Source organism: Haloterrigena salifodinae (genome assembly GCF_003977755.1).
Taxonomy (GTDB): Archaea; Halobacteriota; Halobacteria; order Halobacteriales; family Natrialbaceae; genus Haloterrigena; species Haloterrigena salifodinae.
In genome coordinates this window covers 490,916-504,986 of record NZ_RQWN01000003.1, presented here as the reverse complement: position 1 = coordinate 504,986, position 14,071 = coordinate 490,916, and the positions used below count along the sequence as shown (strand labels likewise).

Annotated in this window: 14 protein-coding genes; 7 read left to right on the top strand and 7 right to left on the bottom strand. The window is 66.7% G+C overall.

The features are described from left to right. Window positions 1–189: 189 nt before the first annotated feature. Window positions 190–627 (bottom strand): hypothetical protein, encoded by a 438-nt coding sequence (locus tag EH209_RS16990; RefSeq protein ID WP_008893248.1) that lies wholly within the window; start codon window positions 625–627, stop codon window positions 190–192. Between the two features lie 226 nt (window positions 628–853). Between EH209_RS16990 and EH209_RS16985 the strand changes: the two genes are divergently transcribed. The 4 genes from EH209_RS16985 to EH209_RS16970 all read left to right on the top strand — a co-directional run bounded on the left by EH209_RS16985 (window position 854) and on the right by EH209_RS16970 (window position 5,660). Further along, window positions 854–2,032, top strand: a complete 1,179-nt coding sequence (locus EH209_RS16985; protein WP_126664039.1) for an aspartate kinase — start codon at window positions 854–856, stop codon at window positions 2,030–2,032. A 156-nt stretch (window positions 2,033–2,188) separates the two neighbouring features. Beyond that, window positions 2,189–2,881 (top strand): sugar ABC transporter substrate-binding protein, encoded by a 693-nt coding sequence (locus EH209_RS16980; protein WP_126664038.1) that lies wholly within the window; start codon window positions 2,189–2,191, stop codon window positions 2,879–2,881. Window positions 2,882–3,084: 203 nt separating this feature from the next. Continuing rightward, complete coding sequence (locus EH209_RS16975; protein WP_126664037.1) at window positions 3,085–4,437, top strand: tryptophanase; 1,353 nt, start codon at window positions 3,085–3,087, stop codon at window positions 4,435–4,437. 152 nt (window positions 4,438–4,589) lie between these two features. Beyond that, on the top strand, window positions 4,590–5,660 hold the full coding sequence (locus tag EH209_RS16970; protein ID WP_126664036.1) for an aminotransferase class I/II-fold pyridoxal phosphate-dependent enzyme: 1,071 nt from the start codon (window positions 4,590–4,592) through the stop codon (window positions 5,658–5,660). 186 nt (window positions 5,661–5,846) lie between these two features. Here EH209_RS16970 and EH209_RS16965 read toward each other — a convergent pair whose 3' ends face one another. From EH209_RS16965 to EH209_RS16955, 3 genes are all read right to left on the bottom strand, one after another. Then, window positions 5,847–6,215, bottom strand: coding sequence for a hypothetical protein (locus EH209_RS16965; RefSeq protein ID WP_126664035.1), 369 nt, complete (start codon window positions 6,213–6,215; stop codon window positions 5,847–5,849). 77 nt (window positions 6,216–6,292) lie between these two features. After that, window positions 6,293–6,790 (bottom strand): GNAT family N-acetyltransferase, encoded by a 498-nt coding sequence (locus tag EH209_RS16960; RefSeq protein WP_126664034.1) that lies wholly within the window; start codon window positions 6,788–6,790, stop codon window positions 6,293–6,295. A 3-nt stretch (window positions 6,791–6,793) separates the two neighbouring features. After that, complete coding sequence (locus EH209_RS16955; protein WP_126664033.1) at window positions 6,794–7,330, bottom strand: peroxiredoxin family protein; 537 nt, start codon at window positions 7,328–7,330, stop codon at window positions 6,794–6,796. A gap of 272 nt (window positions 7,331–7,602) precedes the next feature. On the opposite strand from EH209_RS16955, the gene solA reads away from it, so the two are divergent. Beyond that, window positions 7,603–8,748: an N-methyl-L-tryptophan oxidase gene (gene solA / locus EH209_RS16950; protein ID WP_126664032.1), complete on the top strand. Its 1,146-nt coding sequence runs from the start codon at window positions 7,603–7,605 to the stop codon at window positions 8,746–8,748. A gap of 348 nt (window positions 8,749–9,096) precedes the next feature. Here the strand turns inward: solA and samp2 are convergent, their stop codons facing one another. Continuing rightward, a complete protein-coding gene (gene samp2, locus EH209_RS16945) occupies window positions 9,097–9,333 on the bottom strand; it encodes a ubiquitin-like small modifier protein SAMP2 (protein ID WP_126664031.1) in 237 nt (78 codons plus the stop codon). 69 nt (window positions 9,334–9,402) lie between these two features. Further along, a complete protein-coding gene (locus EH209_RS16940) occupies window positions 9,403–10,488 on the bottom strand; it encodes a bactofilin family protein (protein ID WP_126664030.1) in 1,086 nt (361 codons plus the stop codon). A 154-nt stretch (window positions 10,489–10,642) separates the two neighbouring features. Here EH209_RS16940 and EH209_RS16935 point away from each other — a divergent pair, with 154 nt between their 5' ends. Together EH209_RS16935 and EH209_RS16925 are read left to right on the top strand one after the other, a co-directional pair. After that, window positions 10,643–11,647 (top strand): replication factor C small subunit, encoded by a 1,005-nt coding sequence (locus EH209_RS16935; RefSeq protein WP_126664029.1) that lies wholly within the window; start codon window positions 10,643–10,645, stop codon window positions 11,645–11,647. Between the two features lie 393 nt (window positions 11,648–12,040). Continuing rightward, complete coding sequence (locus EH209_RS16925; RefSeq protein ID WP_126664028.1) at window positions 12,041–13,027, top strand: asparaginase; 987 nt, start codon at window positions 12,041–12,043, stop codon at window positions 13,025–13,027. On the opposite strand, the gene EH209_RS16920 is transcribed toward EH209_RS16925, so the two are convergent. Then, window positions 13,018–13,917 (bottom strand): polysaccharide deacetylase family protein, encoded by a 900-nt coding sequence (locus tag EH209_RS16920; RefSeq protein ID WP_126664027.1) that lies wholly within the window; start codon window positions 13,915–13,917, stop codon window positions 13,018–13,020. The genes EH209_RS16925 and EH209_RS16920 overlap by 10 nt on opposite strands. Window positions 13,918–14,071: the final 154 nt, after the last annotated feature.

Here is a 14,071-nt window from a genome sequence, read left to right as displayed (position 1 = left end):
ACTGGACGCGAGCGGAGCACTTGACTCGAGGCGGCGTCTGAGACCCTAGTCGACGAGACGCCGCTCGAGTCACTGCGACTGACCCAACCGAAATTCGAGTCGCTTCGGCTGGCGCAACGACGCGTCCAACCGCCGTCGCTCGCGCCTTCGACTTGGTTCGCAACGCGAGCCTGCGTCTGGTAGCCGTCGCTAGGGCTCGAGTCGGAATCGGGTCGTCGGCGCGCCGTCGAATCGCGGGCCGCGCCCGCGCCGTTCGAACCCGAGTTCCTCGGCGGCGTCTTCGATGACCTCCGAGTCGGGCGAAACCAGGAGTTCGACGGCCATCGATTCGCGTTTCGCGAAGCGAACCGGTTCGCCGAGGAGTTGCTTGCACGCCTCGCTCGTGCCGTCGAGTTGGGTGACGTGAACGGTGTCCTCGCGGGCGTCGAAACTGATGAAGCCCAGCAGATCCTCCGGATCGGAGCCGTCGAACTGCGAGTCCGACACGTCGGCGTTGGGGTCGTGCGTGCCGTCCTCGGCGACGCGGACGGTTCGGTCGTGAACCAGATTCCGCATCACGTCGGTCGGCGAGTCGGCGATCGACGCCAGCGCGTCCGCGTCGGCTTCGAGTGCGTCCCGTACGTTCATCAACGTGTGGTAATGCCACCCACAAATATAAATCCCGGCTGCGACGGCGGGGCGGCGACCCGCTGCGACCGGCCGCCGTCGGGGACTCTCGTCGGCGCTGACATGTGGACGTTCGATCGCTCGCGGTAAAAACGCGGGCGATGGGACACAGTTATCTGCTCGCTCTGGTAACGGTGTGCCATATGAGCGAAGTTATCGTCACGCGAGCCGCGGACGAGGTGTCAGCATGCGCGTAGTCGCCAAGTTCGGCGGAACGAGCCTCGGTAGCGGGGATCGGATCAACCGCGCTGCCGATTCGGTCGCCGCCGCCGTCGAGGGCGGCCACGAAATCGCCGTCGTCGCCAGCGCGATGGGGTCGACCACCGACGACCTGCTCGACGAGATCACGTTCGAGACCGACGAGGAGGACCGCGCCCAGATCGTCAGCATGGGCGAGCGAACCTCGGTGCGGATGCTCAAGGCCGCGCTCTCCGCCCGCGGTATCGACGCGACCTTCCTAGAGCCCGGCAGCGACGACTGGCCGGTCGTCACCGACGAGTACGGCGAGGTCAACGTCGAGGAGACGAAAAAGCGCGCCCTCGAGGTCGCCGACGAGATGGACGCGACGGTCCCAGTCATCACCGGCTTCCTCGCCGAGGGCCCCGACGGCTCGATCACGACGTTGGGCCGGGGCGGCAGCGACACCACGGCGGTCATGATGGGCAAGTACATGGACGCCGACGAGGTCGTCATCGTCACCGACGTCGAGGGCGTCATGACCGGCGACCCCCACGTCGTCGAAGGGGCCCGGAACGTCGGCGAGATCTCGGTCGACGAACTGCGGAACCTCTCGTTCCGCGGAGCCGAAGTCGTCGCCCCCTCTGCGCTCTCCTACAAGGACGGCGAACTCGACGTCCGCGTCGTCCACTACCAGCACGGCGACCTGCTCTCCGGCGGGACGAGCATCGAGGGCGAGTTCAAGAACCTCGTCGACCTGCGCGAGCGACCGCTGGCCTGTCTGACCGTCGCCGGCCGCGCGATCCGGAACGAACCGGGCATCTTCAACCACCTCTCCGAGGCGCTGGCCGAGAGCGACATCAACGTCGACGCCGTCGCCAGCGGAATGGACACCGTCACCTTCTACATCGACGAGGAGGAGGCCGAACGCGCCGAGAACATTCTCCACCGCGAGGTCATCGCCCGTGACGAACTCTCCTCCGTCACCGTCGACTCGCCGGTCGCGGTCGTCCGCGTCACCGGCGGCGAACTCCCCAACCAGCCCGGGATCATCAGCGAGATCGTCAACCCGCTGACCGAGGCGCGGATCCACCTCAACGACATCATCACCAGCGCGACCAGCGTCGCGCTGTTCGTCGACTGGGACGACCGCGAGGAGACCCTCGAGTTGACCCAGGACCTCTTCTAGACGCCGCGAGCGCCTCGAGTCGGGGTCGAACCGATTCAGTCGGTCGATTTTGCGGCGATATTCTCCCGAGAGAGACAGTATTTTAGTCGTTGATTAGCCGCTCGAAATCTCGGTAACGGGGTCGTAACGAAGGGGGATGGTACGAGAGTCACTGCCATGAGCACAGAGCAGACGGACGCGGACGTGTTCGAAGAGATCGACCCCGATCCCGACGCGGTGCTGGCCGAGTTCGGCGTGGACTCTCCCGAGGAGCTCGTCGCCGACGGCGGCGCACACGATCCCACTACCGACGACGAAATTGACGTCGACGATACGACGGCCGCCGAACTGTTCGACGACCTCGAGGGTCAGGCCACCGAGACTCGAGCACTCGAGGAATGGAACCCCGACGACGACGCGATCGATGTGCCGGTCGAGGTGACCGACGGGGAGTCTCCGCCCGAATTCGAGGAGTTCGAGGCGGCCTTCGTCGGCGATGCGACGGTCGCCGGCCGCGAGGACGAGGGGCTCGTCGAGTCGACGGCCGCCGAACTCAACGCCGTCGCTGAGCGCGTATTCAGGTCTGACGAGACGCCCACTGATGATGAGGCCGAGGCGCCGCTCGAGTCCGAACTGATAACCGAGGCCGAAACGCCGACTGCGACCGGTTCCGAGGAATCGACTGCTACGGACGAGGGCGACAGCGGACCGGTGACGGACGCTCGAGACGCCGCTCGAAGCGACGTTTCCGGTTCCGACCGGACGCTCACCTTCTCTCAGGCAACGGACGGGATGGAACTCGTCGGTGAGCCGACGACGACGCGAGTCGAGAGCGACGTCTTCGGCTGTGCCGGCGCGGACGAGTGCTGATCCCGGCGGCCCCGTCGGAGACGCCGGCGTCGGTCGATCGCGGGCGAGTTGCGGTCAGTCGCGGGCAAGTCAGAGTCGGTCGCGACGGGACGCCGCGATGTCCGCCCGTCGATGCGCCGATTCGGTCCGGAACGAACGGTTCGACTCATCGATGAACACGAACTCTCAACTAGACTGAACACGCGCGACGGCGTCGAATGCGTATGGTCGCGTACAAGACGAAAGTAGCAGAACGGATCCACCTCCCCTCTCGAGACCGGCGCGAACGGGCGCTGGCCGAGGCGGGGTACAACGTCTTCAATCTCGACGCCGAGGACGTCTTCGTCGATCTCCTGACCGACAGCGGCACCGGCGCGATGAGCGACGCCCAGTGGGCGGCCGTCATGCGCGGCGACGAGTCCTACGCCGGCTCGCGTAGCTTCGACGAACTCGAGTCCGCCGTCCGGGATGTGATGGGCTTCTCGCGTGTCGTCCCGACCCATCAGGGTCGGGGTGCGGAGAACGTCCTCTACGGGACGCTGCTCTCGGAGGGCGACGTCGCGCTCAACAACACCCACTTCGATACGACGCGGGCCCACGTCGCGAACCAGGGGGCTGACCCGGTCGACTGCCCCGTCGAGGGGGCCCGCGACCTCGAGTCGGACGAGCCATTTAAGGGGAACTTCTCACTCGAGCGCGCCCGCTCGGTCGTCGACGAGGTGGGCGCCGAGCGCGTGCCGCTGGTGATCTCGACGATCACGAACAACTCGACGGCGGGTCAGCCGGTCTCCGTCGAGAACACCCGCCGTGTCCGCGACTTCGCCGACGAGATCGGGGCGACGTTCGTCATCGACGCCTGTCGATTCGCCGAGAACGCCGGCTTCGTCCGGCGCCGCGAGGACGAGTTCACGGACGCCGATATCGACGAGATCGCCCGCGAACAGCTCGGCTACGCCGACGCGATCGTCATGAGCGGCAAGAAGGACGGGCTGGCCAACGCCGGCGGCTTCGTCGCGACTGACGACGAGGCGCTGTTCGAGCGGTGCAAGCAGCGCGCGATCCTCTACGAGGGCTTTCCCACGTACGGCGGGATGTCCGGGCGGGACGTGGCTGCGCTGGCTGTCGGCCTCCGAGAGGCCGTCGAGGAGGCCTACGTCGCCGACCGCATCGACGGCGTCCGCGCGTTCGCGGACCTGCTCGAGGACGCCGGCGTGCCGATTTACACGCCGCCGGGGGGCCACGCCGTCTACCTCGACGCGGGCGCGGCGCTGCCCCACCTCGATTCCGACGAGTTCCCGGGCCAGGCGCTGGTCTGCGAACTGTACCGAGAAGGCGGCGTCCGCGGGGTCGAACTCGGGAGCTTCGCGTTCCCCGATACGGACCGGCCGGAACTGGTCCGCCTCGCAGTGCCCCGTCGCACCTATCACACCGAACACTTCGAACACGTCGCGGAGACTGCCGCGACGGTCATCGAGAAGCGCGAGTCGGTCGCCGGGCTCGAGATCACGTCCGAACCCGAAAATCGCGAGTTACGTCACTTCACGGCTGACCTCGAGCCGGTTTCGCCCTCACAGTAGTAATACGGCATCGGTACCCGGAATAGTCCGTAAAAGCCCGGTTCAATAATACAGTTATCAGGGCAGGACTCTGCTCCTCTGCCGTTGGCCGTTGTCAAGATTGATCCGCTGAATACGGAGGGCATATGATCTGTCTACGAGAATACCTGAATATGGAGTTGCCCCCTTTCGAACTGGAACGGTGGCTCGACGAATACGAACCGGACGCTGACCTGATGCTCGCTGAAAGCGGCGTCCGAAGTCTTCCCGCAGACCGGTTCGATCTCGACGTGGGTGAACTCGGCTACGTCATTCCGACCGATGGGGCTCCAGAGTTCCGCGCTGCGATTGCCGAGCGCTACGGACGCGACCCCGAAGAGGTGGTTCTCACGTGTGGGACACAAGAGGCCGACTACCTCACGTTCATGGCGCTCCTGAACGAGGGGGATCACAGCGTCGTCGTCTCACCGACCTATCAGTCACTTGCGAGCGTACCCGCCGCTATCGGCGACGTGACCGAAGTCCGAACCGAACCCCCGGAATGGGAGCTTTCCGTCGATGCCGTCGCGGAGGCGATGCGTCCAGAGACTCGGGTCATCGTCCTCACGAATCCGAGCAACCCGACGGGCAAGTACCTCGGACCGAAGACGATGCAAGCGCTGTACGACCTCGCGGAGGCGAACGACGCGTACCTCCTCATCGACGAGGTGTACCGAATGTTGGCCGACGACCCGCACGCCCCGGCCGCATCGCTCGGGCAGCGAGCGATTTCGACCGCTGGCGTCTCGAAGTCATACGGTCTTGCCGGCGCGCGTCTTGGCTGGGTTGTCGCAGACGGGGAACTCGCCGACACGGTGCGGAAATGGAAAGACTACACGACGATTTCGCCGCCGATAATCGGGCAACACATCGCTCGACAGGCGCTCGGCGAACAAGAGGCCGATATTCTCGAGGCGAACCGTGCCCACGCAAAGTCGAACCGAGACCGTGTCGCCGAGTTCGTCAACCGCTACGATCTCGAGTGGTACGAACCGACCGGCGTCAACGGCTTTCCGACGATCCCCGACGGCTTTGAGAACGGAACGGAGTTCTGTCGGTCGCTGTCCGAGGCCGAGAGCGTCGTCCTCGCACCCGGCGATGTCTTCGGCTATCCGAACCGGTTCCGAATCGGGTTCGGTCTCCATACCGACGAGCTTGAGGAGGGTCTCGAGCGGGTCGGCCGGCACATCGAAACCCACAGCTGATGCCGTTCACCCGGTGTTCAGAATCGATGTATCCTCCATGTATCCCATACGTCTAACATGAGATATTATGGATAATGGTGGGTCTGGTGGTCGATAAGCACACGTACGTAGCGAACGATCCGACTCAGTTTCAGACCAGTGTGAATAACCTGAGCGACTGCTCGAGACGCCCGCTGAACCGCGCGATCAGCGACTCGACAGCACGCGCTGGGCCCGATCCTTCAGGCTCGACTCCGCTTGCGGTTCGGGCTGGCGTCCCAGTCGCTGCTTCGCGAGGCTGCGGACGCCCCGCTGGGCCTGTTCGGAGGTCGCGAGATCGATCGCCCAGTCGGGGACCTGCGATTCGATCTCCCGTCGTTTCTCGGCTTTGAGAGTGCTGTACTGCCGCAACGCGAGGCCGACGCCGATGAACATGGCGGCGTCGGTCAGTTCCCGGCGGAACCGGTTTCGGTCGTTGCGGACCGCGACCGCCTTGACCAGCGAGATGAGACCGATCCCAATGTAGAGCTTGGCGTTTCGCGACGGCTTGCCGTTGAGTAACCCTTTGAGTGCCATGCGGCGGTGGCTACCACGTTCTCTCGGATAAAGTTCCGCCGGCAGGCGACGGGTCGCCCGCCGCCGGGCGACGCGTTTCAGTCGAACTCGAGCCCGCGACCGACTTTGGCGCCGCGGTGTCGCTGCTCGTCGATCGGTTCGATCGAAAAGCCCAGCCGCTCGTAGAACGGGCGAACGCCGTCGTCGAACCGCGCCGTCAGCCGTCCTTCCCGCTCTACGGCGCGGTCGATCAGCGCCGTGCCGATGCCGCGCCCGCGGTGCCGTCGGCGAACGCCGATCGCCGAGACGTGGGCCCCGCGGTCGCCGCTTCCGTTTCCGTCGCCTTCTTCGCCTTCCTCGAGGGGCTCGAGCACGACCGTCCCGAGAATCCGTTCGGCGGTCCCCGTCGTCCCGCCGCGCTCGTCGCCGGCGACCAGGACGTTCCCCGCTGCGATCCGGCTCTCGACGTCCCCCGGCTCGAGCATCGCCGCGTCGAGGATGCGCCGGACTTCGAGGGCGTCGTCGTCGGTCGCGGTGCGGACGTACCCGACCGCCTCGTCGGAGGCGCCCGGTCCCGTCTCGTCGGGGTCGTCCATTCGTTAGGTCCGTCGGTCGACGGTGGCCAACAACTCGTCGATTTCGGGTCGATCCATGTTGCTCCGGCCGCGGTAGGTCGTGACGACCTCGAGGGCGGCGGGGTCGCGGATATCGAGGACGACGGCGGCGGGCATCCGCCCGACGAGGTCGAAGTGGCGACCGACCGGCCCGAGGCGGACGGGCTGGTCGAAGGCCTCGCCCGCGGTCGCCTCCGGATCCGCACAGAGGGGGAAGGGCAGGTCGTACCGCTCCTGCCACTCCTTGACCCGCTCGCGGGGTTCGGGGACGACTGAGACGACCTGGCAGCCCCGGTCGCGGAACTCCTCGTAGCGGTCCGCGACGGCCCGAACCTGCCGACGACACTGGCCGGCGTGGTGGTCGCGGTGGAGCAACAGGAGGATCGCGTCGTGGGACGGTTCGGCCTCGTCGGTCGTCGTCGGATCGGCCGGTGCGACCGGCTCCGTCAGGTCGGTCAGCGAGAGCGGATCCGGCCCAGGACCGACGTTCGGGAAGGTCAGTTCGGGGGAAGATTCGGTCATACGTGGCGTACCGCGGCAGCCGGGAAAGTGACTCGGCTTTCAGCAGTCAGGCGGGCACCGCCGGCGCCGCTGTCCGAACGCGATCAAGCCGTTCCGACCGACCGTAACGCGTGCCCGCGAAGATTCATACCTGTTCCAGGTTTCACTCTCGTCCACGTCTTCCGTGTGCTGGTGACCGCCGGCGACCCCTCGAGCCGTCCCCGATTATTCAAAAAGGCGTGGTGTGGGACGGACTAACAAACAAGTGGGTGCCCGACGAACCGACTGACAGTATGGACGCAACGGGAACCCGATACGACGTTATCGTGATCGGCGTCGGCGGGATGGGTAGCGCGACGGCCGCTCACCTCGCCGACCGCGGCTGCGACGTGCTCGGCCTCGAGCGCTACGACGTGCCACATTCGATGGGCTCTTCCCACGGGATCACCCGGATCATCCGGCGCGCCTACTACGAGCAACCCTCCTACATTCCGCTCATCGAACGGGCCTACGAGCTCTGGGACGACCTCGCGGACGAGACCGGCCGCGACGTGATCCACCGGACGGGATCGATCGACGCCGGTCCCCCGGATAACGTCGTCTTCGAGGGGTCGCTGCGCTCCTGCGAGGAACACGACATTCCACACGAGGTCCTCACGAGCGCGGAGGTCACCGAGCGGTTCCCCGGTTACGACCTCCCCGCGGGGTACAAGGCCTTGTACCAGCCCGACGGCGGGTTCGTGGTTCCCGAACAGGCGATCGTCGGCTACGTCGAGACGGCCCAGGCGGCGGGCGCCGAGGTGCGCGCCCGCGAGCGCGTCCTCGAGTGGGAGCCGACGGCGGACGAGGGCGTCCGCGTCGAGACCGATCGCGGGACCTACGAAGCCGGGAACATGGTGCTCGCCGCGGGGGCGTGGAACTACAAGTTCACCGACGCGCTCGAGGGACTCGCGGTCCCCGAGCGGCAGGTACTCGGCTGGTTCCAGCCCGATCGGCCGTCGACGTTCGAACCCGAGAACTTCCCGGTCTGGAACCTCAAGGTCCCCGAAGGCCGCTTCTACGGGCTGCCGATCTACGACGTGCCGGGGTTCAAGATCGGCAAGTACCACCACCGGGACGAGCAGGTCGATCCCGACGACTACGAGAGGGAGCCAAACCCCGAAGACGAGCGGCTCCTCCGCGAAGTCACCGAGAACCATTTCACCGATGCTGCCGGGCCGACGATGCGGCTCGCGACCTGCATGTTCACCAACTCGCCCGATGAGCACTTCATCCTCGATACGCTCCCCGAGCACCCGCAGGTGGCCGTCGGCGCGGGCTTCTCGGGTCACGGCTTCAAGTTCGCCAGCGTCATCGGCGAGATCCTCGCCGATCTCGCGGTCGACGGCGATACCGACTATCCAGTTAACATGTTCCGACTCGATCGATTCGACGCCTGAGCCGTCCGCAACTGTCCCTCGATTCGACACCGACAGCGCCGGTACGCTCGAGACCGGTCGCCGATCGGTTCCTCGCTCGGGCCGCAGGCGTCGCCGATCGCGCTCGTCGTTCGCTTTCTCTCGGACGGTCGCGATTCGTTCGGTCTCAGAAACGCGCGTTCCGTTCGGCCGCAGAAACACCGCGCGTCGATCCCGTTGACCACTGTGCAGTTTGCAGAGCGTGTGGCGGCGACTACTCGTACCTCGTACACGGGGACGGTCTCACAGTCACAGAACTCGTCGACCGAGTCGGACGCACGCTCGAGCGCCGCTCCGACCCGCGGTCGGTCTACCGATCCGCGACCGGCGTTAGCCGCCCTTGATCAGCCGCAACACCGTCACGTAATCGCTCTCGACGGGCTGATCCTCGGGAACCGGGCGACCGTCGACGAGGACGCTCACCTCGTGAGGGCTGAGATCGACCTCGCGGAGGAGGTCCTGATAGGTCGGAGTCGGCTCGCCGTCCGCGGTCGCTCCCGACGCCGAGACCGACTCGAGGTCGATCTCGTGGGTATCCTCGCCCTTGACGTCGACGGTGACGCGCATAGTCGTCGTTACGCAAGCGCGGACTTGAGCGCGTCGCTCTCGTCGAGGCCCGGCGGGTATCGCCCGTACTCAGTCGGTCGTCGGTCCACCCGGTCCGACGCCGCCGCGCGACTCCCGGTCGCGCTCGCGGGCCGTCCGCCAGTGGCCGAATAGGCCGACGGCGAGCGCGCCGACGCCGAGCAGGAGCACGAGCAGGTTCAGCAGGTCGCCGACGTACGGCACCAGCCCCAGCGCCGCACCGATGACCAGCCCGACTACCAGCGCGAGCCAGCGGTTTCCGACGCCGACGAGCGAGAGCAGCCACGCGCCGACGGCGAAGCGGCCGTAGACGAGCCCGAGCCAGACGGCGAGGGCGAACAGGAACGCGCCGACGACCGAGAACGGGATGCCGATCACCGTGAGCGCCACCGCGACCAGCAGGACTGGAACGCCGAGGAGGACCCCGAGCCCGACCAGTCCGGACCGTCCGGGCGTACTCGCGGCCCGACTCGCGACCCCGTCCGAGAATCGGGGGAATAGGGCGAGCAACGCCGCCCCGAGCACGAGGTTCAGCGCCAGCGCGTAGGCCGCGAACAGCCACGAGGCGATCGGCTGGATCGTCGGCGCGACGTCGACGCCGACCGACGAATCCTGCTTGATGGTACCGGCGACCGCGTCAGTGTTCCCCTCGAGGGTGCCGCCGTAGCGCAGATCGCCCGCGATCGACGCGCCCTCGCCCAGCTGGATCGTCTCGGCGCCGATCTCCGCGTCTCCCTCGAGTGTCCCGTCGACGACGACCGTTCCGGCGCCGATCGAGGTCGTCCCGCCGACGACTCCCTCCTCGGTGATCGTCACGCTCCCGCTGGCGGCTTCGACGTCGCCCTGAACGGTCCCGGCGATCGTGACGCTGCCGCCGACGGCCTCGAGGTCTCCCTCGACGTCGCCCTCGATCCGCACGTCGCCGGCGACGGCGCTGACGTCGCCCGTCACGGTACCTTCGACGATGACCGTTCCCCCGAATGCCTCGAGGCTGTCGACCGTTTCTCCCTCCTCGACGACGACCGTGCCGCCCGTTCGTTCGGCCTGTCCGGCGACGGTAGCCGGAACGGTGCCGGCGACGACGACGACCACGAGGGCGATGACGAGCAGCGTTCGCGAGTTATTGTTACTGGACATACAGGATCGTACGACGAGTCTCGAGAAAAATACCCTACGCAACGGTCAGTACGTCGGACTGTCTTCCCATCGTGATTTGCTGCCGGCGGCTGAGGACCACCCGCCCGACGCGGACAAGGCAAGATTCACCTTCCGGCCGCACCTTGCGAGCGGTATGAGCGAGGCCGACGCCGAGGCGGCGGAGCCGACACCCGGCAGGACCGAAGTCTGGATCGAGAAGTACCGGCCGGAACGGCTCGACGAGATCAAGGGCCACGAGAACATCGTCCCGCGACTGCAGCGGTACGTCGAGCAGGACGACCTCCCCCACCTCATGTTCGCTGGACCGGCCGGGACGGGGAAGACCACGGCCGCACAGGCGATCGCCCGCGAGGTCTACGACGACGACTGGCGCGAGAACTTCCTCGAACTCAACGCCTCCGACCAGCGCGGGATTGACGTCGTCCGCGACCGAATCAAGGACTTCGCGCGCTCTTCGTTCGGCGGCTACGACCACCGCATCATCTTCTTAGACGAGGCCGACGCGCTGACCTCCGACGCCCAGTCGGCGCTGCGACGGACGATGGAGCAGTTCTCGAACAACACGCGCTTCATCCTCTCGTGTAACTACTCGAGTCAGATCATCGACCCCATCCAGTCCCGGTGTGCGGTCTTCCGCTTTACCGAACTCACCGAGGACGCCATCGAGGCCCAGGTCCGCGAAATCGCCGAAAACGAGGGAATCGAGGTCACCGACGACGGCGTCGACGCCCTGGTCTACGCGGCCGACGGCGACATGCGAAAGGCGATCAACGGCCTTCAGGCCGCGGCCGTGATGGGCGAGACCGTCGACGAGGAGACCGTCTTCGCGATCACCGCCACCGCGCGCCCCGAGGAGGTCGAGGCAATGGTCGAACACGCCATCGACGGCGACTTCACCGCCGCTCGCGCCGCCCTGGAGGACCTGCTGACCGAGCGCGGCCTCGCCGGCGGCGACGTCATCGACCAACTGCACCGCTCGGCCTGGGAGTTCGACATCCCGGAGAAGGCAACCGTACGCCTGCTCGAGCGACTCGGCGAGGTCGACTTCCGGATCACCGAAGGCGCGAACGAACGGCTGCAACTCGAGGCGCTGCTGGCGGCGTTGGCCCTCGAGGACGAGAGCGAGACCGAGGCCTGATCGGCGGCCTCGAGCAGGTGGCTCCCGCCGCGGTCGTCGGCGTCTCCGCGAAGACGACGCAGTCGACCGCGGACGCCCAGTCGGCCAGGCTATCGACGACGGCCGTCGTCAGCGGGCGGACCGTGCGCTCCGGACCCGAGTCGACTCGTCCGAGGGCGGCCGCGCCGTCGCGGGCCGCATCGTCGGTTTCGGCGAGGTAGACCACCGTCCGCGGGCGTGACTGCGACGAGGGACTCATGACGCTGGCACCGTATTCGTGTGGAGTGACCGGTCGCCCCTATACGAATGCACCGGACGTATCGAACACTGAGTCGCGAGCCGTGGCCGACTCGAGGCCGTCCGGGAGCCCCGGCCGGGACCACCTTTTCGGCCGTCACCGTGAAACGTGGGCCCATGGACGTGACGCTTCTCAGCACGGGCGGCACAATCGCCAGCACTGACACGGACGGCGGGGCGAAGCCGACGCGGACGGGCGCGGAACTCCTCGAGGCCGTTCCGGAACTCGAGTCCCACGCGACCCTCTCGGTCGAGTCGGTCGCGCAGATTCCGAGCTTCGAAATCGACGGCGAGACGCTCGAGACGATCGGCGAGCGAGTCAGCGAACTCGAGGGCGATCCGACGGTCGACGCCGTCGTCATCACCCACGGCACGGACACGATGGAAGAGACGGCCTACTACCTCGACGTCACCGTCCAGCCCGAGACGCCGGTGTTCCTGACGGGCGCCCAGCGCCGCCCGGACGAGGTGAGTTCGGACGGGCCGAGCAACCTCCTGACGGCGGTCCGGGCCGCCGAGGCGTTCGCCGACCGCGACGCCGGTGGGACGTTCATCGCGTTCAACGAGGAAATCCACAGCGCCCGCGCGGTGTCGAAGGCGCACACGTCCGCCCTCGAGGCGTTTCGCTCGCGGACCGCCGGGCCGGTCGCGACCGTCGACCGGAACGGCGTCGAGATCCACCGCCGGCCGCGCAGCGAGACGCGGCCGATCGACGCGATGTCACTCGAGGCGACCGTCTACACGGTCAAGAGCGGGAGCGCCGTCACCGGCGACTTGCTCGACGCCGCCCTCGAGCGCGGCGCAGATGGGCTCGTCGTCGAAGGGACCGGCCTCGGAAACGCTACGGCGGGCCTTGCCGACGCCGCTCGCGACGCGATCGAGGCGGGCGTCCCTGTCGTCGTCACGTCGCGCTGCCTCGAGGGGCGGGTCGCGCCGGTCTACGGCGGCGATGGGGGCGGTGAACGGCTTCGCGAGTACGGGGCCATCTTCGCCGGCGACCTCACCGCCCAACAGGCCAGGCATCGGTTGACGCTCGCGCTCGAGGCGTTCGACGACGAAGACGCGATTCGGGAGGCCGTTTCGCCTGCTGACTCTCAGACGTAGTCGCTCTCGCTCTCGTACACCGACGGATCCTCCTTGTACGTCTCGGCGATCGTCTCGAGGGTAGTGAACTGCGCGTTCTCGTGACCCTTGACGTACTGGATGAACTCCTCGAGCAGCGGAATCATGTGGGGCAGGCCGTGGATGTCCGGATGGATCGTGAAGGTGTAGACGCCCGCGCCGCGGCGGTTGTAGAGGTAATCGAACTGCCGTTTGTAGTACTGCTCGTACATCATCTCCGGATCCTTGTAGCCGGCGTGGTAGATCGGCTGTTTGATGAACAGCATCGGCGGAATGTCGTCGCGGTACCAGCTGATTGGAATCTCGACGATATCGGTCTCCTCCCCGTACCGATACGGTTCCATCCACGTCTCGGGGTCCTCCTCGTACCGGATCTTCTCCCAGCTGTCGCCCTTGCGCATCCAGCCGGGTTCGAACATCCGCTCCATGAGGCTGCTGTCGTACAGGAAGCCGTGCTTCTCGACGAGTTCGGGCGTGTTCTCGCTGAACTCCCACCAGCTTGCGCGGTGGCCGACCGGCTCCGAGCCGGTGACGTCCTCGATGAGGTCGATCGAGACCTCGAGGATCTCGTCTTCCTGCTCCCGGGAGAGGTCGGTCGGGTTCTCGTGGGAGTAGCCATGGACGCCCAGTTCGTGGCCGTCGGCCGCGACCGCCTCGATCTCGTCGCGGAAGGTGTCGATCGTGTGGCCGGGGACGTACCATGACGTCTGGATATCCTGCTCGTCGAAGAGCGCGAGCATCCGCGGGATGCCCTCGTTGCCGGCGGCCAGCCCCCGCGAGAGGTCCGCGGGTGAGTCCGCTCCGCCGTACGAGCCGAGCCAGCCGGCGACGCAGTCCGCGTCGACGCCGATCGCGACATCAACAGTTCCCATAGTGCGGTCGTAGCTCTCACGAACGAACGGTAAAGAACTGTTTCACGGCCGCTCGTGACCGTATTCGGAGCTGATCGGTCGCCGCCGATTACGGTACCCCGAGTCGAATCGTTAGCGAAGTCTCGAGGTCGCTCCGTCAAACTGCTACTCGAGG